Here is a 25,519-nt window from a genome sequence, read left to right on the forward strand (position 1 = left end):
ATCAAGAGATGCATATAAAAAGCAGGCTTGATCAAGCTGCGCGCAATACCTTGGCAGCCGCCACCATATTGGTCAATGCTGGCAACACCTCAGCCCACTGCCTGGTTTTCAAGCCGCAATCCGGGTTCACCCACAAACGCTCTGCCGGAATCCGCTCGGCCGCTTTTTGCATCAACTGCACAATATGTTGCTGCGTCGGAATATTCGGCGAGTGAATATCATATACGCCAGGCCCGATCTCGTTCGGATAGTTAAAGTCATCAAACGCATCCAGCAGTTCCATATCAGAGCGTGACGTCTCTATCGTAATCACGTCGGCATCCATATCGGCAATCGCGGCAATAATGTCGTTAAACTCGGAATAACACATGTGGGTATGAATTTGTGTTTCGTCCTGCACACCGTTAGCCGTGATGCGGAAAGATTCCACTGCCCATTGCAGATATTCCTTCCATTGCGATTTACGCAAAGGCAAGCCCTCACGCAAAGCGGCTTCATCAATCTGGATCACGTGAATGCCTGCTTTTTCCAAATCCAGCACTTCTTCACGAATCGCTAATGCCAACTGGTAGCAACTCACCGCACGTGGCTGATCATCGCGAACAAATGACCAGTTGAGTATGGTCACCGGGCCTGTCAACATGCCTTTCATCGGTTTGCCAGTGAGGGATTGCGCATACTTGATCCACTCCACCGTCATTGCTTGTGGACGGCTGATATCGCCAAACAGGATAGGCGGTTTAACGCAACGCGAGCCATAAGACTGCACCCAGCCAAACTGGCTGAAGGCATAGCCATCCAGCTGCTCACCAAAGTATTCCACCATGTCGTTACGCTCGGCTTCACCATGCACCAATACATCCAGGCCCAGTGACTCCTGCTCACGCACGCTGCGCTCAATTTCCGTTTTCATGACCTGCTCATAACCCGCCAGGTTCAATGCCCCGGCCTTGAACTGGCTGCGCGCCTGGCGAATCTCAGCCGTTTGTGGGAAAGAACCGATGGTCGTCGTTGGATACTTGGGCAACTTGAGCAATGCCGCCTGTTTCGCTGCACGTTGCGCATACGTATTCTGGCGCTGCCCCAGTTGCGGCGTCAGTGTTGCCAGCGCGGCTTTCACCTGCGGATTATGCACACGTTTAGAGGCGCGGCGGGCGTCAATCGCCACCTGGTTGACTGCCAAGGCTACTTTCACTGCAGCGCGACCGTGATTCAATGCCCTCGCCAACACCTGTAACTCTTCCAGCTTTTGTTTGGCAAAGGCCAGCCATGACTTCACCTCGGCATCCAGTTTGACTTCGCTGTCGAGATCCACTGGCACATGCAACAACGAGCACGAAGGCGCCAGCCACAAGCGATCACCCAAACGTTCGGCAATCGGCTCCAGCCAATCCAGCGTGGCATTCAAATCTGTTTTCCAGATATTGCGGCCGTTAATCACCCCCACAGACAGCACTTTGTGCGCAGGCAGCATGCTGAGCAAAGGCACGACTTCACTGCGCGCATTAATCGCATCCACATGCAATCCGGCGACGGGCAGATTAGCCGCCAGGTATTGGTTATCCGCCAACGGGCCAAAATAAGTCGCCAACAGCAATTTGACGCGGCAGCTCTTCAACTGGTGATAAGCCAGGTTAAACGCATGCTGCCATTCGGCCGTCAGTTCAGTCACCAAAATCGGCTCGTCAATCTGCACCCATTCCACGCCCTGCGCAGCCAGTGTTTCCAGTAACTCTGTATACACCTGCAACAACTGCGGCAGCAACGCCAGGCGATCAGAATCATCTTTGCTTTTGCCTATCGCCAGATAAGTCACCGGGCCGATAATCACCGGCTTGGCTTTCACCTGCTGCGCTTTCGCTTCAGCCAGTTGTGCCAGCAAACGCGTCGCATCCAGTTTAAATTGCGTCTCCGCCGTAAACTCTGGCACGATGTAGTGGTAGTTGGTATCAAACCACTTAGTCATCTCCCCCGCCGCCACGCCGCCACAACACTGCGCATGCGCTTCATCAGACTCAGCAGAGCGGCCACGCGCCACACGGAAATAGTTATCCAGCGCATCACCATGAAAATCTTGCACGCGCGCTGGCAAGTTACCCAGGGTAAAACTCATGTCCAGCACCTGGTCATAAAATGCAAAATCACCGACTGGTGTGAAATCCAGGTTAGCTTGCAACGCCCAATTGTCACGGCGCAAATCTTGCCCCACCTGCTTTAATGCATCCAGTGAAGACTGCCCTTTCCAATAAGCCTCTAAAGCAAATTTCAATTCGCGTTTTGCGCCTATGCGCGGAAATCCCAGATTGTGTATCGTCGCCATGCCAACCTCGTGTGTGCTCGTTAAAGAACACACATTCTAGAAAACACAAATCATGAAGTAAAATGGTATTATTTCAACAATCAATTAATTTTATTCATGAATTAAATCATGATAGAACGTATCCATTTGGCAATCATCCGCGAGGTCGAGCAACAAGGCTCGTTGACCGCTGCAGCAGAAAAACTATTTCTCACACAATCTGCCCTCAGCCATTCGATCAAAAAACTGGAGCAGCAACTAGGCACTGATATTTGGCTAAGAGAAGGCCGTAGCTTGCGACTCACACAAGCCGGGCAATACCTGCTGGCAGTCGCCAACCGATTATTACCGCAACTATCACTCGCTGAAGAACGCTTAAGACAGTTTGCCCAAGGCGAGCGCGGCACCTTGCGCATTGGTATGGAGTGCCACCCGTGTTACCAATGGCTACTCAAAGTAGTATCGCCTTATTTAGCCGCCTGGCCGGACGTGGATGTAGACGTCAAACAGAAATTCCAGTTTGGGGGCATCGGTGCCCTCTTCAGCTATGAGATCGATATGCTGGTCACCCCAGACCCGCTGTATAAACCAGGCCTGAAATTTGTGCCGGTGTTTGACTACGAACAAGTATTAGTCGTGAGCCGCCAGCACGCACTCGCCCAGGCAGAATACGCAAGGCCAGACCAACTGAGCAGCGAAACGCTGATCACCTACCCGGTAGATGTAGACAGACTGGATATCTACAACCAGTTCTTACAACCCGCAGGCATCAGCCCGCAGGTACACAAACCGATTGAAACCACCGACATCATGCTGCAAATGGTCGCCAGCGGCCGTGGCGTCGCCGCCTTGCCGCGCTGGCTGGTGGAGGAATATCAAAGCCGTTTTGACGTGGTGCCCGTCAAGCTAGGCAAACAAGGCATTGCCAAACAGATTTATCTTGGCACACGCGAAACGGATAGAGAGGCAGACTATGTCCATGCGTTTATTGCCCTTTCTCAATCAATAGGCTGAATATTGCAATGACAGTTATCCATTTTTGAGTGTGAGCGGTGCAAAATAAAAAAGCCCATCATCTGATGGGCTTTTAAAACAGAAAATCACAATCACTATGAGCGACGGCGACGTGCCAAACCTAACACACCCAAACCTGCAAGCAGGCTAGCACTGGTCAGTGGCTCTGGCACAGGGACATAAGGTGAAAGTGAAGCAGTGACGTCTGGTCCAGTGCCAACTAACTCAAAAGATCCTTTGTATAGGCCATTGGTAGTATAGGCTGTGACTGTTCCGCCAATGAAATCCAGCGCTGTTGCGCCATAAGCGCCGCTAATTGCTGAGTCGGGATCCCACTTGAAGCTGAATGATTCAAAGGTGTTGAAACTTGTGAAGTCAAAACCAAATACGGCGCCACTACCAAAGAACACAGCGGTGCCTCCTGCTGGCGCAGTCACAGAGAATGGCGAGCCATCAATCACCAGATAACTACCATCCGCTGTAATGGTGCTGCTAAAATCAAACACTATTTTAGAAATCTCGTAACTGGATCCGTTAAAACCACCAGTTTCAATATTAAAACCGTCGGCTCCAGGCTCAGTGACAAAAATAGATCCCGCAGCAAAAACTTGTGTGCATCCAACTGCCAGGGCCATAGCTACCGCAAATTTACTAAAATGTTTCATTTGCTCCTCCACTCAATAAAAATACTTAAAGATTAATAAAAAAACACAAAAAACTCGCTATCGCCCCTAAACTACTTATTGCAATAATTTTCATTAATATTACTCTTCCGCAATAAAAGAGCAACAGAATATTAACTTGCGTAAAAAAACAAACTTATAAAGCATTGCAGTTGTTACAAAAATACAAACGACACCTGATATAACTCATTATTTTTTAATTGATTTATATAAATACATATCAGTTTTTTAGCGATATATTGCATACGTTTTTAATCAGCAAAAATCCTAAATTTTGTAAAGACAAACGCCAAATCTGCAATATTTTCACACGCGCACATGGCGAACATCACAGGGTCAACCAGATTGACTATTCAACTTGAGGACGCATTGATACTGGCATTGCTTTCACATTTTGGGGGCAAATGAATCTCCGCCTCATTCTGCGTGTCTTTTTTGTCTCGAGAAGGCCAATCACAACTACATGCATCTGCGCAATTCAGGGCTTCAAACATAGGGCACGATTTCAGATTGGGCATCTTGCACCCTGCGTCGCAAGGGAGGTCAGCGCCGATATCACAATCACCCCGTTGTTTCCGGTGTGGCCTCACTTTTGGCGGAGAATAGCGCCGATGAGATACGCCACACAGATACAACCGCTTTCTTAGCACAAGAAAACCATCAAAGACGCCATATCGTCGAATTGCGCGAAAACCAAGTACAGAGCAGCTCGCATGCCCAGTGTGATAGCGGTATGCGCAAGAAAAGCCCTTGTACGGGGAAATGAAGCGTTGGTAAAACCGGATTGCAAAAAGTGTCAGTGAGTGCATATCTACACTCTATACCGGAAGAGAAAACATCTGGTAGAAATTAGCTTTTCGGGGATGATGCATGGCGGCGTACCGCAACCTCACGGATAATGCAACGTCTGCTCAAACTCATGCACCGATCATTATTGGGAGGCTAAATCACTGCACCAATGCAACCTGCTCACGCAGGTTGTTAATATCATTAGGCTGGCCGCGCACAGTTAAGAAAGTGCCGTCATCGACTGAGCGCTCCTCCAATACCTGACAAGTACTATAAATCTTGCCGCGTAACTGTTGTGCTGACCACGGCAAAAAAAGTTCGGCCTCAACCAAGTCTTGCTGAAAAAAGTCGATGATGTGCTGGCGCAGCCTGGCGACTTCATCCGGGCGTCGAGCGCTCATGACGATGCAATCCGGGTACTTGAGCCGCAATGCCGCTTCACACGCGGCTTGCGCCGCCGCGTCGCCCACATAGTCAATTTTATTAAACACACGAATACGCGGCACCACATCGGCGTCAATTTCTGCAAGCACTTGATCCGTCACGGCAAGCTGGCGCTCAAACCCTGGGTCACTGGCATCAATCACATGCAACAGCAAAGCCGCATCCAGGGCTTCGTCCAGCGTAGACTTAAAACTGGCCACCAGGTCATGAGGCAAGTTTTTAATAAACCCGACCGTATCACTCACCAATACACGCGGCACGCTTTCTGGATATAGTGCGCGCACGGTGGTATCCAGCGTGGCAAACAATTTATTCGCCACCAGCACCTCACTGCCTGTGAGCGCCCGCATCAAGGTAGATTTACCAGCATTGGTGTAGCCCACCAGCGCCACATTCGCCAGCGTCTGCCGTTCTTGACGGCGTGCGCGTTGCGTCCGGCGCTCGCCATCCATGATCACAATTTCTTGTTGCAGCTCGGCAATGCGGTCGCGAATCTTGCGTCTATCCAGCTCAGTGTGCGACTCGCCTGCCCCGCGACCACCCGCGCCACTACGTTGCCGCCCCTGCGGGCCCGCCAATTTGGCCGCCTCGCGCAACCGTGGCGCCATATAGCCCAAGCGGGCGATCTCCACCTGCGCACGCGCCGCACGTGAACGCGCATTGCGGTGAAAAATCTCTAGAATCACCATGGTGCGGTCCATCACCTCGCAGCCGACCTCTAACTCCAAATTACGCGCCTGCGACGGCGAAATTTCATGATCAACCAGCACCGCCTCAATAGGAGGCAGCGCGCTATTGAATGCCTGCGACTCGCTCTGCTCAGCCACACTGCGCACATACTCACGAATCTCTTCGCGCTTACCCACTCCAAGATAGCCAGTAATATCAAAGCCCTGACGCTTTTGCACAAAGGTGTGCACCACCTTGTAACCCAGTGTTTTAGCCAGTTCGCGCAACTCGTTCAGCGAAGCTTCAAACTCCATATCACTGACCGTTGGCAGTTGAACGGCCGCCACAACGGCGTGCATCTCAGGCGCTTTTATTTCACTTTGCATTCGGGGATAAAGTCTCTTGAATTGGGGGAAGGCAGATAGTACCTGCAAAAGAGAAAAGCACCACTATGTGTGGTGAGATAAATCAGTTGAGTAGTTATGACAGAGTCGTGTAGATAACCAAAGAAGTTAGTGGGGCATGTTTAGAATGCGTAGGGCGGACTCGTTTACAGTCCGCCTTATCTCCAGCTTAATCTTTATAAGGCAACACACCTTCTATTCCGCCACCCCAATCTGGCTTATAAACACCGTCTTTGACTAGTCGGTGAAAGGTCGAGTATGGCCAATCCTTTGCTTGTTTAACCAAACCATGCTTCACTGGATTGATATGCACATAATCCATATGGGCCTGATAATCACGATCATCACGTATCAAATGCTCCCAATAACGCCTCTGCCAGACGCCTCGCTCACGCCGTTGTTTATGCACATCTGATATCGTCTCGATTTTCGGCAAACCTCTTGAAAATAGCATCTTGATCAACATCCAGCGTATTGCAAAATTGGCATCATCTTCTGGCAACTCAATCACACAATGCATGTGCTCTGGCAGCACCACCCATCCATGAATTTTAAATGGATGGGTTTGCTTGACTTTGGCAATCACCTCTCTCAACAGGCTGATATTCGCAACCAGGCATTGATTATCTTTGCGTTGCAAACAATTCACCGTAAAAAAATACGTTCCACCTTTATACCAAGCGCGACGATATACCATGAGTGTGATGGATGACGAGTCATCGTTAGGCGTACCGCAAGCGGGTACACCCTACCTTTTATGCTCTACAGCGTAGGTTGATCAATAAAGACGGCTTTGATTTCTGAAAGGTCAGGGATTGATTTAGCTTGCCAACGCACGACTTTTATTGCCGCCGCCTCTAATGCTTTATCTTTCTTATTATCCGCAATTTGCCTATCGAGTTTTTGGTGAGTGCTGTCGTCAAGCTCAATCACAGCGACAATAGAAGCGTCTTTTTTGCAGATGACAAAATCTGCACTCATTCGATTAATACGATTCGACCATGATTGGTAATTGTGGCCTTTCTTAACACCTAAAAATCTGGAAAGTTGGACTTGAGCCAACACAATATAGTCGGGAAGTGCTTCAACAAGCCGGAAATATAAAATTTGTTCAGGGGCTGATAGAGGCTTTTTTGCATAAAAAGGCCAAATATCATGACAACCTGAATTACCTTGAGACTTTACTTTCAGCAATCCAACGATAACGATGATCATCACCAAAACTAACAGTAAAAAGGTAAAACTCATCATTTGTGATTCCTCCCGTTTTAAGCTGCTATCTGTTTAATCATTGCCGTCATTGCTGTTTGGAATTTTTCAGAAAGATTAATTTTGATATTTATTAAAATTTGTTAATTTCATCGATAATAAAATACAAGCTTAACCACGTCAACAATCGTTTGTGCAAGGCAGACTTACACAATGCACCACAAGAAGGATTCATTAGTCGAGGGTTAAAGGGCAATGCTTAAAGCGCTGTTTAACGCAGGTGCGCTCAGCAAAAGCAATTCATGTATTAGATTGAACAAGCACAACAGGATGCTCAGGTTGGAGTAATGATTGATCGTTAATGTGTTCGGCGTACCACAAGCGGGTACGCCCTACGCGGGCTGTTACGTTTGCTTTTGAAAGCCATTAAAAGGATTTTTGATCGCTATATCATCAAGCAGCATCCCATCCTGCATATCCTCAGACAGTAATAAATTTGCGCCTGCTTCAATCGCCGCCGCGCAAATATGTGCATCATAAAACGAGAGTTGGTAACGTTTACAAATTTGCACAGCGAGCGCGTGCGTTTTCTCAGTGAGTGGAACAATGTCCAGATTGGCTTTAATGGCGTCTAAAACAGCCTCAATCTCCACCCAGTCCATTTTTAATTTTTTGTGGCAAATCGAAGTGATTTCATTCAGCACTTGCACACTAATAATGCCTCCTGCGGCGACAATGGATTCCGCCTTATCAGCCTTACCTGCGTCGTCAGATAGCAAATATAAAATCACGTTGCTATCAATAAACGGCTTGCTCACTTTTCGCCATCCCGAAGATTTGCTTCCAGACGGTCAAAACGAAAGCTATCGGGTAACCGCCCACGCAATGCACGTAAACGCGTCAGCAGCTCTTTTGCATTGGCTTGCTTGCTGACTTCAAAGCTCCGCTCGCCTGCCACATGCAAATCAATTTCTTCGCCTTCTTTAAGGTCTAGTGCCTGCACAACACTCGCAGGCAACCGCACAGCCAATGAATTACCCCATTTTGCTACTTGCATGGACTTCACCCTTTTACTAAATGATATACATTTAAATTAGTATATCATTAAAAGTAATTTAGCTCACACCATGAGTTGTCGAGACTGGCCCTATTGATAGGTTTAAGGGCTGATTATCTATGCGGCGTACCGCAAGCGGGTACGCCCTACGCGGGCTAAAGGTGGTAACTTGTAAAGTGCGTACTTGAGGACGTTAGTCACATTGTGGGCAACTAGTTGCCCACAACCACTTAGCTAAGGGGCGACGCGCTTTTGCGCCGTCCTGCTTGAGCGACGGGTTATGCCGCTTTTATAGCTTGGAGGGAAGCTATCTTTCCCAGCAAGCCAAAGAAAAATATCAATTTGCCGAAGCGAGAATTGGCGAAGACCGTAGTGAGTTTGGAACTCCTTGATGATTTTGACGAAGCTCTCATAGTGCTTCAAGTCTCCCTTATGGAAAGAATAAAAGTTATCGGCGTGGGCGTAGTGCAACAGCATTTTCTCAACGTATGAATCGAAGATTGGAAAACTCTCGGGGAAATGGTGACTGCAATACTTTGAGGCGAAGGAATAAAAATTCCATTTCTTGTCTCGGATTGAAACCATAGCTAATTCATTCACCAGCGAAAGGTCGCCATTTTTGAGGCGAGATTCAATGTCCATTTCGCGTATGTGCTTTGCCACCGTGTAGGTGTCAAATATGTTTGTGCTGTAAAAATCGTTCAGGGCACTGACTTTCAGAAGCACTTGCTCTAGCACATTGTTGGATGGACATAATTCCTTGAAGAGAAGAGCAAGGGACTGCTCCTGAAGCCGGTAGTTCTCCAAGCCCTCCCATCTCTGCAAATAGGCGGAGAGGTACTCAGGGCTTGGTGATAAAGGCTGTGGCATATGACTCTCAAAAGGCACAACGTAAAGTAGGCGTTATAAATGACGCTTTATTTTCCTTGATGGGTGCATTTTTGATTGAGATGGAATGAATTTTATTTAACATTTTCAAATGATCATTAAATTTCAGTGCATCCTAAAATACAAACTCAAACCCGTCAATCACGTTTTTGTGAAGCTTTAGCTCCCGCCTAGCGCCTTATAAAGCCCCACCTGATTCTGCAATGCCTGCTGCTGAATCTGCACCAATTGCGACTGTGCATCAAGCACACTGCGCTGCGCATCAAGCAACTCAAGGTAAGTTACGAGACCCTGATCTAACTTACGTTGCACCAGTTGCAAACGGCTGCTTTCCAGTTCGCGCAAACGATTTCTAGCGGCGGTTTCTTCGCTAATCACGGTGCGTGTGCTCAGCACATCCATCACGTCTTTAAATGCGGTTTGGATGGTTTTTTCGTAATTGACCACTTCGATACGCTGGCGGGTTTCGGCCAGGTTGAGGTTGGCTTTGTTGCGGCCGTAGTTAAAAATCGGGATGACCAGTTGCGGGCTGAAGGCCCAGTAGTTGCTGCCGGTGTCTGAGAACAGTTTGGAGAAGTCTGAATTGACCAGGCCGACATTGGTGGTGAGTTGCAGGCGCGGGTAAAACGCGGCCCTGGCGGCGCCGATATTGGCATTGGCGGCTTTGAGTTGATGCTCGGCAGCGCGGATATCGGCGCGTCTGGTCAGCAAGCTTGAAGGTAATCCGGGCGTGACGTCGGCCAGTTTTACATCCTCCAAAGGTTTAATCACAAATGGTGTACGCTGTGATGATTCACCTAGCAGTAAATACAAGGCGTTTTGTGTAGTAGCCAGTTGGCGCTGCCATTGTGCTTGTTGCGCCTGCACTTGCTCGACCTGAATTTGCGCCGCTTTCACATCCAGCACTTGGTCCAACCCAGCGTCAAAGCGGCGTTGCGTGCGTTGCAAGGTTTGCTGCCTGTCAGCCAGAGTTTGCTGCGTGACTTTGAGCTGCGCGTGGACTGCAAGCAGATTGACATACTGGGTGGCGATTTCGCTCACCAGTGTGGCCTGGATGGCCTGTCGGTTTTCGGTGACGGCGAGGTATTGCTCCAGCGCGGCTTGCGTCAAGTTTTTGACGCGACCAAACACGTCTATCTCATAATCGGAGATCCCTACCCCAGCCTTGTACAACTCGGCTTCAAACGCCTGGCTGGAGCTAAACACCGTTCTATTACGGTCGTAATTCAGGTTGCCTTGTATGGTTGGCAAACGGTCGGCTTTTTGCACGCCATAAGTCGCTTTGGCTTCGTCCATGCGTAACACAGCAGTTTTGAGGTCACGGTTATGCTCTAAGCCGACTTGTATCAGTTTTTGTAAATCCGCATCTGCAAAATAGCTTTGCCAAGTCAGTGGTGGTGCTTCGGTAACAGACTCATTATTTGACTGGCCGGGATAAGTTTCAGGCACAGGCGCAGCTGGCCTAAAATACTCAGGCACCAGCGAGCAGCTGCTCATGGCGAATGCCAGTACGAGCATGGCTGAAATACGACTAAATTTCATGTGACACCCTTTGCTGTGTGGCTGGTTTTTTCATCCAGCGCCCCACCACAATAAAAAACAACGGTACAAAAAAGATGGCGAGCAAGGTGGCGGCAATAATACCGCCCAGCACGCTGGTGCCGATGGCGACTTGTGCGCCAGAGGCAGCACCGGTAGAGAATGCCAGCGGAATCACGCCGACACCAAACGCCAGTGAGGTCATCACAATCGGCCGCAAACGCTCTTTGGCTGCCAGCAAGCTGGCTTCCAGCAACGGCATGCCTTGCAATACATGTTCACGTGCAAACTCGACAATCAGAATGGCGTTTTTGGCGGATAAACCAATGGTCGCAATCAGGCCAACCTTGAAGTAAATATCGTTAGGCAAGCCACGCAAAGTCACGCCCAGCAATGCCCCCAATACGCCCAATGGCACCACCAGCATCACGGCGAATGGTATCGCCCAGCTTTCATACAAAGCGGCCAGTACCAGGAACACAATCAAAATCGACAAACCAAACAACATGGCGGCCTGGCTACCTGATTGTTTTTCTTCCAGCGACTGCCCGGCCCATTCAAAGCCGATGCCTTTTCCCAGGCCTTGCACCAGTTTTTCGATCTTTTGCATGGCGTCGCCACTGCTATACCCCGGCCCGGCGCCGCCATTGATATTAAAGGACGGAAAACCGTTGAAGCGCGTGCGTTGCGGTGTGCCCATGGCCCAATCCAGCGTCATGATGGACGACAGCGGGACTAAACTACCATCTGCTGCCTTGAGGCGGATTTTCTTGATATCTTCCAGCGTCTGCCGTTGTTTGCCATCGGCCTGAATTAACACCCGGCGCACCTGGTTGCCATAGACAAAATCACCAAGGTAGTTAGAGCCCAACAAGGTCGCCAGTGAGTCGTTGATTTCATCCAGCGAAATGCCCAAGGCATTAGCCTTGCTGCGGTTAAGCTGCATATTCACCACCGGCGTATCGTACAGCCCGGCAAACAACACATTGGCTAATTCAGGATGCTTGGCCGATTCGGCAATCAGCTGGTCGCGCGCTTTCATTAAGGTCTCGATGCCCACGCTGGCGCGGTCTACCAGTTTCATGTCAAAGCCGCCCACACTGCCCAGCTCTGGCAATGGCGGCGCATTCATGGCAAAAATACTCAAGTTAGGGCGGCCATAAAAGTGCTGATTGACGCGGTTTACAATCGCCTGCACTTGCTGTTCAGCCTTGGGCCGCTCTGACCAGTCTTTGAGCGTAATAAACAGCATGCCGCTATTGGTGCTGGTGCCGTAAAAGCTAAAGCCGCTGACTTCAAAAATAATATCCACCGGCTCGTTCTGCTGGATATAACGGCTCATGTCGCCCAACACGTCGGCGGTTTCGGCCAGCGTCGCCCCTTGTGGCAAAGACACCATGACCATAAAGTTACCCTGGTCTTCTTCTGGCAAAAACGCACTCGGCAAACGCATAAACAGCCAAGCCACCAACGCCACAATCAGGCCAAACACGGCCAGCCAGCGCAACGGCTTGTTGAGCAAACCACCGGTCAAACGCGTGTACCTGTCAGTCATGCACTTAAAGCTGCGGTTAAACCAGACAAAGAAACGCGCTTTTGGGCTGGTCTCATGGCGCAACAGTGTGACACACAAGGCAGGCGTGAGTGACAGTGCCAGAAAGGCCGAAAAGCTGATCGACACGGATAACGCCAGTGAAAACTGACGGTAGATATTACCCACCGCGCCACTAAAAAAGGCCATGGGGATAAACACCGACACCAGCACGGCCGTAATCCCGACCACGGCACCACTGATCTGCGACATGGCCTTGATGGTGGCATCATAGGCAGACAAACCTTCATCGACAATCAGGCGTTCGACGTTTTCCACCACCACAATCGCGTCATCGACCAGGATACCAATCGCCAGCACGACGCCAAACATGGTCAGCACATTGATGGAATACCCCAACCAGTACATCACGGCAAAGGTGCCCATCAAGGCAATCGGCACGACGATGGTCGGAATCAGCGTGGCACGCAGGTTTTGCATAAATAAATACATGACCACGAACACCAGCAGCACGGCCTCGATGAGTGTTTGAATCACTTTTTTAATCGAGATAGACACAAACGCCGAGGAGTCATAAGACAATTGGAACACCACATTTGGCGGGAAATAGGGTTGCATTTGCTCCATCGCCACTTTGACGCGTTTGATGGTTTCTACCGCGTTCGAGCCCGGTGACAGCTTGATCGCCATACCTGCTGCATTCTTGCCATTCACTTTAGAGCTGTAGGTGTAATCGCTACTGCCCATTTCCACCCGTGCCACATCTTTGACCAGCAAGGCCGAGCCATCCGCCTGGCTGCGAATCGGCACATTGGCAAAGTCTTCTACGGTTTTAAGCGTGGCTTCGGCTTCCAGCGTGACGCTGAGCGGTGCGCCTTCCGGCACGCCGCTGGCGCCTACCTGGCCTAAGGTCAGGCGCGTATTGTAGCTACGCAAGGCATTAGAGATTTCGGTCACACTGACATTCAGGCCCGCCATTTTCTGTGGATCCGGCCAGATACGCATGGCATATTCCGGGCTGAAAGACTGTACTTTACCCACGCCCTGCACACGTTTAAGCGTAGGCATCACTGTGGCTGAGGACAATTCCCCGAGGTCGATCTCGCTGTAACGGTTATCTTCTGAGGTCAACGACACGATTAACTGAAAACTATCTGCCGATTTTTCGACCAGAATCCCGCTGCGGCGCACAATTTCCGGCAGACGCACTTCCACACTTTTAAGGCGGTTTTGCACGTCCACTGCGGCCAGATCGGGATTGGTGCCCTGCCTAAACGTCACACTAATCGAAGCCATGCCCTGGTTGCTGGTGGCCGACACATACATCAGGCCTGGCATGCCGTTCATTTCGCGCTCGATAATCGAGGTCACGGTTTCTTCAACCACCTTGGCTGATGCGCCAGGGTAAGTGGCGGCAATGTTGACCACAGGCGGCGCAATGTCAGGATACTGCGCAATCGGTAATTGTTTGATGGCGATGAGGCCCGCCAGTACAATCAGGATGGCAATCACCCAGGCAAAAATCGGGCGATCAATAAAAAAACGACTCATGGCCTGCTTCCCTTAACTTGAGGCTTGTGTGATACCGCATCCCTCAAGGCGCGACAGCTTTCGTGATATTGTCTTTGGCACTCACCTGCTTGGGCGTCACTTTCACACCCGCGGTTTGCGTGGCAGCATTCGTCACCACCACTTGCTCACCGGGCTGCAAGCCTTGCTCAATCACCCACTGTTTATCCAGCACGCGGCCAGTTTGTACCTCGCGCGATTCCAGTTCACTTTTAGCATTCACCACCCAAACGCGACTTGAGAATTGGTCACGAATCAAAGCATCCCTGGGGATTAAAATCGCATTCGGATTGGTCGCCTGGCGGATTTTCAAGCGCACATAAGCCCCAGGCATCAGCTCCTGCTGCGGATTCTCAAAAATGGCGCGCATGACGACTGAGTCTGTGGTCTGGTTGACAGACACATCCGAGAAGGACAGTTTGCCGGCGCTTGCGTAGGTAGATCCATCCGGCAAGAGCAAAGCAATCTCTAATTGGCCATGATTGCCTTTCAACTGGCCGTCACGCAAGGCTTTGCGCAAAGCAAACACTTCAGAAGAAGACTGCGCAAAATTCACATACACCGGGTTGATTTGCTCGACCGTGGTCATGTGTGTGGCTTCATCTTTACCCACCAGAGCACCTTCGGTCACCAAGGCGCGACGCGCGACACCATCAATCGGCGCCGTCACATTGGCATACGCCACATCAAGCTTAGCGCGGTTGAGTTTGGCTTGCGCCGCTGCCACTTCGGCTTTGGCCAATTGTGCCTCGGCTTGCGCCGCACGGTAGTCGCGCTGGCTCACTGATTGGTCACCGACCAGCGCCTGGTAGCGTTGCAACTTGTCATTGGCATTCACCAAATTGGCTTCCGTTCTGGCCAACTCGGCATCGGCTTCCAGCTTGCTGGCCTGCAACTGCTCCGGGTTGAGGGCAAACAAAGGCGTGCCCGCCTTCACAGTTTGGCCTTCCTGATACAGTCGTTTAGAGACGATACCGGAAACGCGTGCGCGCACCTCGGCAATTCGGAAAGCTTCTACACGGCCGGGCAACTCCACCTCAGCCGGGATTTCTGCAGTTTGTACGGTCACGACGTCGACCTCAGGTGCAGTCGTTGCAGCCTGGGTGGATTCTTGCGGCTTGCTGCAAGCAGACAGTTGCAATAATAAAAGCGCGGCAACAGCGGCCGTGCTGACAGAAAAACGGGACATGAACATGCCTTCCTACTATATGGACATCAATATTCTATCCGCCCTTCAATAATTAATCAATCATGACTGATTAATTATTTTTTGGTATCATACGCAAATTGTTTGAGGAATGATAAGCCTAGAGATCATGGCCAGAAAAACCAAGGAAGATGCGCAAAAAACCCGCGACCAGATTCTGGATGCCGCGGAACACGTGTTTTATCGCAAAGGCTTTACGCTGACCACCATGGCCGACATTGCCGAAGCCGCCGAGTTGTCACGCGGCGCCGTGTACGGCCACTACAAAGGCAAGCTGGAAGTCGCTACCGCCATGGCGGAACGCGTGATTGAAACTGTCTCCCCGTTCCAGCTCCAGCCTGCCCTGGCGGCATTAGGCAACCTCAAGCAATATTGCCTGCACGAGATCCGCAGCTATATTGAGCCTAGCTCCATTCAGCGCGTCCTGTTCTTTTTATATATCGGCATTGATGATTCACCAGAATTGCTGCAATTGCGCTTTGCCTGGGAGAAAAAGCGCATTACGCAAATCGATAGCCTGCTGAAACAGGCGATTGCGCAAAAAGAACTCTCGGCAGCGGTCGACTTTGATTTAATCAGTTTGTATTGCCAGTCGATTATTGAAGGCGTGTTCAGCATTATCTATTTTGGCAACCTCAGTGAATCGCAGCGTTGGCAGCGTGCCGAGCAACTGTGTGAGTACGGCCTGCAACGCTTGTCGATGCCACTATAACCGCCATAAATATTGCGCGCTGTCATTGACGAATGCGCCTGCCTTGCGGCAAGATAAAGGGCAGATACATTGATGACAATAAAATTGTTCAACTTTTTAGCATGAACAAGGTCAGTAAACACGACGGCGCCGTCTTGCCTGCCCCTGGCGCGTCGTCCGCCATTGGATACACCTGATAACAATAATTTAAGAACACACTGCTATGGACCATAACCTCTCACTCATTACCACCATTGCTGCCGCATTTGCGCTGGCCCTGGTGTTCGGCCTGATTGCCGAAAAACTCAAATTGCCAGCGCTGATTGGCTATTTGTTTGCCGGGATTTTAATTGGGCCCTCCACGCCTGGTTTTGTTGCCGATATTGAAATCGCCTCGCAATTATCAGAAATAGGCGTCATGTTGCTGATGTTTGGTGTCGGCCTGCATTTTTCGATTCAAGACCTGATGTCGGTCAAACGTATCGCCCTGCCAGGCGCACTGGCGCAAATGACGCTGGCCACCCTGCTCGGCATGCTGGTGGCACACACCTGGGGCTGGAGCATGGGGCACGGCCTGGTATTTGGCCTGTCGCTGTCTTGCGCCAGTACCGTGGTGTTACTCAAAGCGCTCGAATCCAGGCGCATCCTGGAAAGCATGAACGGCAAAATCGCTGTCGGCTGGCTGGTGGTAGAAGACATGGTGACCGTACTGGTACTGGTGTTGATGCCCGCATTGGCAGGTGTTCTAGGCGGCCAAGGGGAAGCCACCAATGCCAGCGCCATTTGGGAAACGATCGGTGTGACCTTGCTTGAAATCACCGGCTTTGTGGTGGTGATGCTGGTGATCGGCAAACGGGTGTTGCCGTGGTTGCTGTGGTATGTGGCAGGCACTGGCTCACGTGAATTATTTACTTTAACAGTTATTGCAGTGGCTATCGGTGTGGCCTTTTTTGCCTCCTCGCTGTTTCATGTGTCGTTTGCACTGGGCGCCTTTTTCGCGGGCATGATCATGCGTGAATCCGAATACAGTCACCGTGCGGCTGAAGACTCCCTGCCCTTCCGCGATGCGTTTGCGGTGCTGTTTTTTGTCGCCGTGGGCATGCTGTTTGACCCTAGCATCCTGATCAAGCAACCGGCGCAGGTATTATCGGTGGTCGCCATTATTATCCTCGGTAAATCGCTGGCTGCGGTCGCCATCGTGCTGGCGCTGCGTTATCCGTTAAACACCGCCCTCACCGTGGCCGCCAGTCTGGGTCAAATTGGTGAGTTTTCGTTTATTTTGGCTGGGCTCGGCGTTTCGCTCAATCTGTTGTCACAAGACGGCATGAGCCTGGTACTGGCAGGGGCGCTGATTTCGATTGCCTTGAACCCACTGGTGTTTGCCTCGATTAAACCCCTGACCAACTGGGTGGTGAATACGTCTGATGTCGCACGGCGCTTGTCATTGCGCATGGACCCGTATGGCGAGTTGCCCATGTCGACCGAGCGCAAGTTCCTGGAAGGCCAAGTAGTGTTGGTGGGCTATGGCCGCGTTGGCAAGCGGATTGCACAATCCCTCACCGACTCAGCGATCCCGTTTGTGGTGGCCGAGCAAAATCGTGAGCTGGTGGAAAAACTGCGCAAACAAGGCCAGCCAGCGGTGTCGGGCAATGCTGCCGACCCCATGGTGTTGATACAGGCGCACATTGCCAATGCAGCCATGCTGATTATCGCCACGCCAGACGCCATGGACATCCGTAAAATTGTCGACATTGCCAAGCAACTGAAACCGGACATTGAAGTGGTGATCCGCACCCATCACGAAGACGAATACCAGCGGCTGCAAAAAGACCTCGGCGAAGCGGTGTTTTTTGGCGAGGAAGAGCTGGCCAAAGGCATGTCTGCGCACGTCTTGCATCGCTTTGAACGCCACGTGCTTTAGGCGCATCTCACCCGCAAATCAGGGCTGCTTTTGCAGCCCTGATTTTTTTGTCATCCCCCACGATTTAACGCTATGATGTCGTTGTATTGGCAGTCGATACGTATCGTTACATTTACGCTCAATCAAACGCAATATAATCTTGTCAGACCACAATAACGATATCGATATTGGTAATCTATGAACCCCCACTCCCTTTATGCAAAAAGCAGCATTTTTGTATTGTGTCTTGCCAGCCTGACCCTGGTTGCCTGCTCATCCGGCCAATCAGACAACAAACCACCCAAAAAAACGCCAGAAGTCGGGGTCATCACCGTACAACCAGCCAGCCAGCCGATTGTGGCCGACCTGCCAGGGCGCACCAATCCATTCATGATTTCAGAAGTGCGGCCGCAAGTCGGCGGCATTATCCGCCAGCGTGCCTTTACTGAAGGTGCACTGGTCAAAGCAGGCCAACTGCTGTACCAAATCGAACCGGCCCCTTACCAGGCCAGCACTCAAAGCGCGGCCGCTGCACTACAAAAAACCGAAGCCTCGCTGACCACTCTCAAACTAAAAGCCGACCGTTATAAAGAACTGGTCAAAATCAATGCGATCAGCAAACAGGATAACGATGACGCGCAAGCGGCATTGCAACAGGGCGAAGCCGACGTGGCTGCTGCCAGGGCGGCGCTGGCTACAGCCAGAATCAACCTCGATTTCACACGCGTGGTTGCGCCCATCACTGGTTTTGTCTCGACGTCTACCGTCACGCCTGGTGCGCTGGTTACCGCCAGCCAGGACACAGCGCTCACCACCGTGCAACAACTGGACCCGATTTATGTTGATGTCATCCAGTCCAGCAGTGACTTGCTTAAACTCAAACGTGATATAGCCAGCGGCAAGCTGAGCAGCACGTCGCAAAAAGAAATTCCGGTACGCGTGGTGCTGGAAGACGGTTCCACCTATGCGCATGCCGGAAAACTCAAATTCAACGGCATCAGCGTCAACACCACCTCGGGCGCGGTCACCCTGCGCGCAGTGGTGCCTAACCCGGAAGGCATCTTGCTGCCTGGCATGTATGTGCACGCCCTGATTGATGTCGCCGAAGAAAAAGCCGCCATCCTGGTGCCGCAACGTGCGGTGACCAGAAATACGCGCGGTGAACCCACGGTGCTACTGGTGGACAACACACAAAAAGTCATCCAGCAAACCCTGGAAACCAGTGGCGCACAAGGTGACAACTGGCGTGTCACAAGTGGCTTGCAGGCAGGTGACCGCGTGATTATGGATGGTGTGCAAGGCATTAGTGTGGGCAGCGAAGTGAAGGCCGTGCCGTTTGCCGCGACCAGCCGTACAGATACGACTGCAGCACAACCGGCTACCGTGAACCCTGCCCGCTAACCAGAAGAGAATTTAATTATGGCGTCCTTTTTTATTCAGCGCCCTATTTTTGCCTGGGTGATTGCCATTGTCATTATGCTGGCAGGGATAGGCGCCATTGAGTGGCTCCCGCTCGAGCAATATCCGGATATCGCGCCACCACGCGTGTCTATCAGCGCTAACTATACGGGCGCCGCGGCCGACACCATTGAAAACTCAGTGACACAAGTGATTGAGCAGTACATGAAGGGCATTGATAACCTGACCTATATGTCGGCCAGCAGTACGTCTTCAGGCACAGCCAATATCAGCCTCACTTTTGATGCGGGCACTAACCCCGATGTGGCACAGATGCAGGTGCAAAATAAACTGCAACAGGCCATGCCCAGGCTGCCGCAGATCGTACAAAGCCAGGGCGTCACGGTGGCCAAAACCGGCATCGACTTCCTGATGATGATTTCTTTGATGTCCGATAGCCCGACGGTGCGTGCGATCGACATTGGCGACTATATCTCCAGCAACCTGATTGACCAGATCAGCCGCCTGGATGGCGTCGGCGATGTGCAGGCGCTGAGCTCAGGCTACGCCATGCGCATTTGGCTGGATCCGGCCAAGCTGCAAAAATACGCGCTGATCCCTGCGGATATTTCTGCCGCCATCCAGGCGCAAAATACCGAAGTCTCCTCTGGCCAGCTAGGCGCGCTGCCCGCAATCAAAGGGCAAGGCCTCAATGCGCCAATTACCGCGCGCAGCAAGCTGCAAACCGTAGCACAATTCAACCAGATTATCGTCAAGTCCGGCACAGACGGCTATGTAGTGCATTTGTCAGACGTGGCCCGCGTTGAACTAGGCGCCGAGAGTTACACGCCGGTGGCTAACCTCAACGGTAAAACCTCGGCAGCGTTTGGCGTCAAACTCGCCTCTGGCGCCAATGCCCTGGCCACCGCACAGGCTGTGAAAGACAAACTGGCGGCGCTGGAACCGTATTTCCCGCCCGAGTTAAAGCTCAGCATTCACATCCCTTACGACACGACACCGTTTGTACGTATTTCGATCAAAGAAGTGGTGAAATCACTGGTCGAAGCCATTCTATTGGTTGTCATCATCATGTATGTGTTTTTGCAAAACCTGCGTGCGACACTGATTCCGGCGATTGCGGTGCCAGTGGTGCTACTCGGCACGTTTGGCGTATTGGCAGCATTTGGCTTTTCGATTAACACGCTGACCATGTTTGGCCTGGTGCTGGCGATTGGCCTGCTAGTGGATGATGCGATTGTGGTGGTAGAAAACGTCGAGCGCGTCATGCGTGAGGAAGGTTTGAGCCCGAAAGAAGCGACGCGTAAATCCATGGGCGAAATCACCAGTGCCCTGGTCGGCATTTCACTGGTGTTGTCTGCCGTGTTCATCCCCATGGCGTTTTTTGGTGGCGCCACCGGTGTGATTTATCGCCAGTTCTCCATCACCATTGTGTCGGCCATGTTGCTATCTGTGCTGGTTGCGCTGACATTGACCCCTGCCTTGTGTGCGACCATGCTCACGCCATCCAACCATCACCATGCAGCGACAGGTGGCCTGTTCGGCTGGTTTTTCCGATGGTTTAACCCGGCGTTTGAGGCCTTTGCCAATAGCTACCAGGCAGTGGTTGAAAAAATCCTGCGTAAAAAACTATTCACCATGGTGATATATGCAGGCATTCTTGCCTTGCTGGCTTTCCTGTTCCTGCGCTTACCCAGTTCCTTCCTGCCCACCGAAGACCAGGGCATCCTCATGGCGCAGATTCAACTGCCGGTAGGTGCAACCGATAGCAGGATGCAGCGGGTACTGCGTCAAATCGAGCACTACCTGGACAGTCAGGAAGCCGTCATTGATGAATATTTGACTATTGCCGGCCTGGGCCAAGGTGGGGGTGGCAGCCAGAACACCGGCCGTGCCTTTATCCGGCTCAAGGATTGGGAGCTGCGTGGTGAAGGCGAGGATGCTGCTTCACTGGCAGACAAAATGACCAAGGCCTTGTCCAAAATCCGCGATGCCAAACTGTTTGTGAATCAGCCCTCCCCCGTGCGCGGCCTCGGCCAAGGGTCCGGCTTTACGTTAGAACTCAAGGACGTCGGCGGGCTGGGACATCAAGCACTGATGGACGCCAGAAACCAGTTTATTCAGTTGGCTGCAGATAATCCCAAACTGAACCGCGTGCGGCCGAGCGGGCTGGATGATACGCCGATGTTCAGGCTCAATATTGATGACCAGAAAACCGGCATTTACAACCTGACTACCGCCAACATCAATACCACCCTATCTATCGCCATGGGCGGCACTTATGTGAATGACTTTATCAACAAGGGCCGCGTCAAAAAAGTCTATTTGCAGGGCGATGCGCCTTACCGCATGCAACCCGAGGATATCGATCGCTGGTATGTGCGCAACAGCACCAACGACATGGTGCCCTTCTCTGCGTTTTCCAATACGCGCTGGGTTTCTGGCTCACCGTTGCTCGAACGCTATAACGGTATTTCTTCGGTTGAAATCGTCGGCGAAGCGGCCAAAGGCACCAGCACTGGCGAAGCCATGCGCATTGCTGAAAGCATTATCAAGCAATTACCGGCAGGCATCGGCTATGAGTGGAGTGCGCAGTCCTACCAGGAGCGACTCTCAGGCTCACAAGCCCCCTTGCTGTATGCCGTCTCAGTGGTATTTGTGTTCTTGTGCCTGGCGGCCTTATATGAAAGCTGGGCGGTGCCGTTTTCGGTGATTATGGTGGTGCCGCTGGGTATTTTGGGCGCCGTGCTGGCCACCAGTTTACGCGGCATGACGGCTGACGTGTATTTCCAGGTCGGTCTGTTGACCACCATAGGCCTGTCAGCCAAAAACGCGATTCTGATTGTCGAATTTGCCAAGCATTTGCAAGAGCGTGGCCAACCGTTGCTAACGGCCACGCTGGAAGCCGTGAAACTACGTTTGCGGCCGATACTCATGACCTCGCTTGCCTTTATCTTTGGCGTCTTGCCACTGGCATTCAGTCATGGCGCCGGTGCCGTCAGTCGCCAGGCCATCGGCACCGGCGTGCTTGGCGGCATGTTAACCGCCACGTTTCTTGGCGTCTTTTTTGTGCCACTGTTTTACGTGCTGATACGCTCATTGTTCCCTTATCGCGCAGAGGCCGCCCAGACCAATACGGCCCATGACTAATCCTATGAAAACATCGCATACTCACAAATTGGCCGGATTACTGGCACTCACACTCAGCCTGAGTAGCTGTATAGACCTGGCCCCATTTTATACACGCCCTGCCGCGCCCGTCCCGGCCACGCTTGGCAACGCAGCCAGCGATCCAAAAGCGTTTACAGATTTGCCATGGCAGTCGTATATCAGCGATGAAAAGTTACGCCAGGTGATTGCGCTGGCGCTCACAAACAACCGTGACCTGCAAGTCGCCGCGCTGACCATAGAGCGATCACGCGCACTGTATCAGGTGCAACGCGCTGACCTGTTCCCGACGGTGGCCGCCAGCGTGACCGAGACGGCCTCTAAAGGCATGGCCAGCGCCGCCAACAACACCGCAGGCAATACCGCGGGGGCAGCCACTGGCGCGGCGGGTAGCAGTAACAGCAGCGGCAATATTTCACATATTTACCGTGCGACTGTCGGCTTTAGCGCTTATGAGCTCGACCTGTTTGGCCGCATACGCAACCTCAACCAGCAAGCCTTGCAGACGTTTTATGCCAATGAAGAGAATCGGCGCAGTACGCAAATCAGCCTGATTGCCGAAGTCGCCACCGCCTGGCTGACCCTGGCAGCTGACCAAAAACGCCTCGCCATCGCCGAGCAGACCCTGCAAAGCCAGCAAGCCACTTACGACATCAATCAGAAAATGTTTGATCTCGGTGTTGCCAACGCGCTGACGTTAAAGCAGTTGCAAACCAGTGTCGACAGCGCACGCGTCGCGGTGGCTACCTACAAAATGCAGATCAAGCAAGACATGAACGCGCTTAACTTGCTGGCAGGCGCTATCGTGCCTGAAAAGTGGCTGCCTGAAGCAACACTCTCCAGCGTGGTGCTGGCCATGCCGTTGCCTGGCGGCGTCAGCTCAGAGATCTTGCAACAACGGCCAGATGTGCGCGCGGCAGAACACTTGCTGGAAGGCGCCAATGCGAATATCGGCGCCCTGCGCGCAGCCTTTTTCCCCACCATCAGTTTAACCACCACCGTCGGCTCGGCCAGCACGGAGTTATCGGGCCTATTTGCTAAAAATTCTGGCATCTGGACCTTTGTACCGCAAATCAGCCTGCCGCTGTTTAACGCAGGCCGCAACCGCGCCAACCTGACCTCGGCAGAAAAAAATCGTGATATTTTGCTCGCGCAATACGAAAAAACCGTGCAAACTGCGTTCCGCGAAGTGGCGGATGTATTGGCACAACGTGAAGGCCTGCAATCACAACTCGATGCCCAGCAATCCCTCACGGCTGCCGCCAATGCAGCGTTCCAGCTGGCGGATGTCCGTTTTAAAAATGGTGTCGACAGTTACCTGGTCGTGCTGGATGCACAACGCACCCACTATACCGCCGAGCAATCGCTGGTGACGCTGCAATTAAACGATGCGACTAGCCAATTGACCTTGTACAAGGTGATGGGCGGCGGTTGGCATTGACAGGCAGCGTCGGTACATCGTCATTTTTAACAGGCAATATCGATTTATTGCCGCTCATACCATCAACCTCTGCAACAATATAAAGACCGCCATCAAGTCGCGCACACTTCTTGCTTGATGCCCAGTGATGAACACAGAAATTTCCCCCGCCCAAACCATTACCTTGGCCAAAATCAGACACATCGAGGAGCTGGAGCGACTCGACAGCTGTATCGCATTTGTCGAAAAAATTGGCCAATTGATCCATTCGATACAAACCGAACGCGGTGCCAGCTGTTTGTATATCGCCTCTCACGGCAAGCGCTTTGCGCCAGAACGCGCTGAGATCATTACGCAAAATCAGGCCATGGAAGCCAGCTTCAGGGCGGCACTACAACAGCACCTGGATAAAAATACACTGGCAGATGCCAAGCAGCTCACGCTCACCTCGTGGATATTGCTCGGCCTCGATCAGATGGTCTCTTTGCGCCATCAAATCACCTTGCAAAAAATCTCTTTTGCCGACTGCATTGAATCGTTTAACCGCTTGATCGGCAGCCTGATTGCATTGATTTTCGAGATCACAGACAGCTCGGTCAATAGCAAAATTGCCACCTGTCTGCTGACGCTGTACAACCTGATTCAGGGCAAGGAATTCGCCGGACAAGAGCGGGCCGTGGGCGCCTATATGTTTGGCTCAGGCAACCTGCAACTGGCGCATCAGCACAAGCTGTTTGAGCTGATTGCGCAGCAAGACCGGCATTTTGAATTATTCTGCCAGTTTGGCAGTGAAGAGGTCGGTGGCGCGTGGGCGGCCTTGCAATCCACCCACTGGCATCAGCAACACCAGCAATATCGTGCCAAACTGAGTAGCGCTAAAGACCAGCAGGCACTCAGCCCAAACAGTGCAGACATCTGGTTTGAGTTGTGCAGCCAGCGCTTGAGCGCGATGTGGCAGATTCAATGCCAGTTGGTTCAAACCATGCATGAGTTACTGGCCGGGCTGGCAAACAAAGCCAAGCAAGACTTTGCGCAAACACGGCAATATCTGGAGGAGATTCAGGCCACGCCTAACGCAGCGCTCAATAGCACCTTTTTCAACCTGGCCATCCCGGTTGAAAACGCGCTGAATTTTCAGGCGCATGATACCTCGCAGGCCTACCCCATGGCTTCCATGATTACACTGCTGCAACAGCAGTCGCGGCAGATTGCCGAGATGGAGAGTGAGTTATCCGACACTAAAAAAGCGCTGGCTGAACGCAAGCTGATAGAGCGCGCCAAAGGGTTGCTGATGAGCACGCGCGGGTTGAGTGAGATGGAAGCATTTAAAGCCATGCGCAGCATCGCCATGGAGCAAAATCGCAAGATCATTGATGTGGCGGAGAACATCCTCGCGCATCACGCACACCCGGGCTAAGCGCCCGTCAAATTGGTGCATCCGCACACGTATGGTGCGGACAGCACCGCTCCAAAAAGGTTGTACAAAAAGACAACCCGCTAAAAAAATCATTATAGAACAACCACTTAAAAATAGCCCTCTAGCTGGCACGGCAATTGCTAATCTGGCTTGAGGCTTCAGCTAACGGTGGTTGAAAACCTCA

General features: G+C 51.8%; 19 protein-coding genes. 7 read left to right on the forward strand and 12 right to left on the reverse strand.

Annotation, left to right across the window (positions count from 1 at the left end; all coding sequences use genetic code 11):
- Positions 1–31 precede the first annotated feature (31 nt).
- The gene (gene metE, locus INP78_RS14045; RefSeq protein ID WP_194742825.1) at positions 32–2,320 is read right to left on the reverse strand and encodes a 5-methyltetrahydropteroyltriglutamate--homocysteine S-methyltransferase; all 2,289 of its coding nucleotides are present in this window, start codon (positions 2,318–2,320) and stop codon (positions 32–34) included.
- 108 nt (positions 2,321–2,428) lie between these two features.
- On the opposite strand from metE, the gene INP78_RS14050 reads away from it, so the two are divergent.
- Entirely contained in the window at positions 2,429–3,313 is an 885-nt protein-coding gene (locus INP78_RS14050) for a LysR family transcriptional regulator (protein WP_194742826.1), read from the forward strand.
- Between the two features lie 95 nt (positions 3,314–3,408).
- Here the strand turns inward: INP78_RS14050 and INP78_RS14055 are convergent, their stop codons facing one another.
- The 11 genes from INP78_RS14055 to INP78_RS14105 form a co-directional block, all read right to left on the reverse strand.
- Positions 3,409–3,978, reverse strand: a complete 570-nt coding sequence (locus INP78_RS14055; protein ID WP_194742827.1) for a PEP-CTERM sorting domain-containing protein — start codon at positions 3,976–3,978, stop codon at positions 3,409–3,411.
- Positions 3,979–4,349: 371 nt separating this feature from the next.
- Positions 4,350–4,805: a membrane protein insertion efficiency factor YidD gene (gene yidD / locus INP78_RS14740; protein ID WP_194742828.1), complete on the reverse strand. Its 456-nt coding sequence runs from the start codon at positions 4,803–4,805 to the stop codon at positions 4,350–4,352.
- Between the two features lie 138 nt (positions 4,806–4,943).
- Positions 4,944–6,284, reverse strand: coding sequence for a GTPase HflX (hflX, locus tag INP78_RS14065; protein WP_194742829.1), 1,341 nt, complete (start codon positions 6,282–6,284; stop codon positions 4,944–4,946).
- A 187-nt stretch (positions 6,285–6,471) separates the two neighbouring features.
- A complete protein-coding gene (locus INP78_RS14070) occupies positions 6,472–6,999 on the reverse strand; it encodes a transposase (RefSeq protein ID WP_194742830.1) in 528 nt (175 codons plus the stop codon).
- 65 nt (positions 7,000–7,064) lie between these two features.
- Positions 7,065–7,553: a DUF2726 domain-containing protein gene (locus INP78_RS14075; protein WP_228522920.1), complete on the reverse strand. Its 489-nt coding sequence runs from the start codon at positions 7,551–7,553 to the stop codon at positions 7,065–7,067.
- 362 nt (positions 7,554–7,915) lie between these two features.
- Complete coding sequence (locus tag INP78_RS14080) at positions 7,916–8,329, reverse strand: PIN domain-containing protein (RefSeq protein ID WP_194742831.1); 414 nt, start codon at positions 8,327–8,329, stop codon at positions 7,916–7,918.
- Positions 8,326–8,568 carry an AbrB/MazE/SpoVT family DNA-binding domain-containing protein gene (locus INP78_RS14085; RefSeq protein ID WP_194742832.1) on the reverse strand — a complete coding sequence of 81 codons (243 nt, stop codon included), beginning with the start codon at positions 8,566–8,568 and terminating at the stop codon, positions 8,326–8,328. The genes INP78_RS14080 and INP78_RS14085 overlap by 4 nt, the downstream gene beginning before the upstream one ends.
- Positions 8,569–8,802: 234 nt before the next feature.
- Positions 8,803–9,438 carry a hypothetical protein gene (locus INP78_RS14090; protein ID WP_194742833.1) on the reverse strand — a complete coding sequence of 212 codons (636 nt, stop codon included), beginning with the start codon at positions 9,436–9,438 and terminating at the stop codon, positions 8,803–8,805.
- A 177-nt stretch (positions 9,439–9,615) separates the two neighbouring features.
- Entirely contained in the window at positions 9,616–10,998 is a 1,383-nt protein-coding gene (locus tag INP78_RS14095) for an efflux transporter outer membrane subunit (RefSeq protein WP_194742834.1), read from the reverse strand.
- On the reverse strand, positions 10,988–14,098 hold the full coding sequence (locus INP78_RS14100; protein WP_194742835.1) for a multidrug efflux RND transporter permease subunit: 3,111 nt from the start codon (positions 14,096–14,098) through the stop codon (positions 10,988–10,990). The genes INP78_RS14095 and INP78_RS14100 overlap by 11 nt, the downstream gene beginning before the upstream one ends.
- 43 nt (positions 14,099–14,141) lie before the next feature.
- Positions 14,142–15,305 (reverse strand): efflux RND transporter periplasmic adaptor subunit, encoded by a 1,164-nt coding sequence (locus tag INP78_RS14105; protein WP_194742836.1) that lies wholly within the window; start codon positions 15,303–15,305, stop codon positions 14,142–14,144.
- A gap of 127 nt (positions 15,306–15,432) precedes the next feature.
- On the opposite strand from INP78_RS14105, the gene INP78_RS14110 reads away from it, so the two are divergent.
- The 6 genes from INP78_RS14110 to INP78_RS14135 all read left to right on the forward strand — a co-directional run bounded on the left by INP78_RS14110 (position 15,433) and on the right by INP78_RS14135 (position 25,335).
- Positions 15,433–16,035, forward strand: a complete 603-nt coding sequence (locus INP78_RS14110; RefSeq protein WP_194742837.1) for a TetR family transcriptional regulator — start codon at positions 15,433–15,435, stop codon at positions 16,033–16,035.
- A 202-nt stretch (positions 16,036–16,237) separates the two neighbouring features.
- Positions 16,238–17,935: a YbaL family putative K(+) efflux transporter gene (gene ybaL, locus INP78_RS14115; protein ID WP_194742838.1), complete on the forward strand. Its 1,698-nt coding sequence runs from the start codon at positions 16,238–16,240 to the stop codon at positions 17,933–17,935.
- A gap of 177 nt (positions 17,936–18,112) precedes the next feature.
- On the forward strand, positions 18,113–19,315 hold the full coding sequence (locus tag INP78_RS14120; RefSeq protein WP_194742839.1) for an efflux RND transporter periplasmic adaptor subunit: 1,203 nt from the start codon (positions 18,113–18,115) through the stop codon (positions 19,313–19,315).
- Positions 19,316–19,333: 18 nt separating this feature from the next.
- A complete protein-coding gene (locus INP78_RS14125; RefSeq protein WP_194742840.1) occupies positions 19,334–22,480 on the forward strand; it encodes an efflux RND transporter permease subunit in 3,147 nt (1,048 codons plus the stop codon).
- 4 nt (positions 22,481–22,484) lie between these two features.
- Positions 22,485–23,939, forward strand: a complete 1,455-nt coding sequence (locus tag INP78_RS14130; protein ID WP_228522921.1) for an efflux transporter outer membrane subunit — start codon at positions 22,485–22,487, stop codon at positions 23,937–23,939.
- 127 nt (positions 23,940–24,066) lie between these two features.
- Entirely contained in the window at positions 24,067–25,335 is a 1,269-nt protein-coding gene (locus INP78_RS14135) for a nitrate regulatory protein (RefSeq protein ID WP_194742841.1), read from the forward strand.
- The last annotated feature ends 184 nt before the right edge of the window (positions 25,336–25,519 follow it).

The organism is Methylophilus sp. 14 (assembly GCF_015354345.1).
Classification (GTDB): Bacteria; Pseudomonadota; Gammaproteobacteria; order Burkholderiales; family Methylophilaceae; genus Methylophilus.

Coding starts and splice junctions, on each gene's coding strand:
- metE (WP_194742825.1), bottom strand. CDS start 2,320: ATGGCGACGATACACAATCTGGGATTTCCGCGCATAGGCGCAAAACGC.
- INP78_RS14110 (WP_194742837.1), top strand. CDS start 15,433: ATGGCCAGAAAAACCAAGGAAGATGCGCAAAAAACCCGCGACCAGATT.
- INP78_RS14135 (WP_194742841.1), top strand. CDS start 24,067: ATGAACACAGAAATTTCCCCCGCCCAAACCATTACCTTGGCCAAAATC.
- INP78_RS14055 (WP_194742827.1), bottom strand. CDS start 3,978: ATGAAACATTTTAGTAAATTTGCGGTAGCTATGGCCCTGGCAGTTGGA.
- INP78_RS14130 (WP_228522921.1), top strand. CDS start 22,485: ATGAAAACATCGCATACTCACAAATTGGCCGGATTACTGGCACTCACA.
- INP78_RS14070 (WP_194742830.1), bottom strand. CDS start 6,999: ATGGTATATCGTCGCGCTTGGTATAAAGGTGGAACGTATTTTTTTACG.
- INP78_RS14085 (WP_194742832.1), bottom strand. CDS start 8,568: ATGCAAGTAGCAAAATGGGGTAATTCATTGGCTGTGCGGTTGCCTGCG.
- INP78_RS14105 (WP_194742836.1), bottom strand. CDS start 15,305: ATGTCCCGTTTTTCTGTCAGCACGGCCGCTGTTGCCGCGCTTTTATTA.
- INP78_RS14100 (WP_194742835.1), bottom strand. CDS start 14,098: ATGAGTCGTTTTTTTATTGATCGCCCGATTTTTGCCTGGGTGATTGCC.
- INP78_RS14050 (WP_194742826.1), top strand. CDS start 2,429: ATGATAGAACGTATCCATTTGGCAATCATCCGCGAGGTCGAGCAACAA.
- INP78_RS14120 (WP_194742839.1), top strand. CDS start 18,113: ATGAACCCCCACTCCCTTTATGCAAAAAGCAGCATTTTTGTATTGTGT.
- INP78_RS14075 (WP_228522920.1), bottom strand. CDS start 7,553: ATGATGAGTTTTACCTTTTTACTGTTAGTTTTGGTGATGATCATCGTT.
- hflX (WP_194742829.1), bottom strand. CDS start 6,284: ATGCAAAGTGAAATAAAAGCGCCTGAGATGCACGCCGTTGTGGCGGCC.
- INP78_RS14125 (WP_194742840.1), top strand. CDS start 19,334: ATGGCGTCCTTTTTTATTCAGCGCCCTATTTTTGCCTGGGTGATTGCC.
- ybaL (WP_194742838.1), top strand. CDS start 16,238: ATGGACCATAACCTCTCACTCATTACCACCATTGCTGCCGCATTTGCG.
- INP78_RS14090 (WP_194742833.1), bottom strand. CDS start 9,438: ATGCCACAGCCTTTATCACCAAGCCCTGAGTACCTCTCCGCCTATTTG.
- INP78_RS14095 (WP_194742834.1), bottom strand. CDS start 10,998: ATGAAATTTAGTCGTATTTCAGCCATGCTCGTACTGGCATTCGCCATG.
- yidD (WP_194742828.1), bottom strand. CDS start 4,805: ATGCACTCACTGACACTTTTTGCAATCCGGTTTTACCAACGCTTCATT.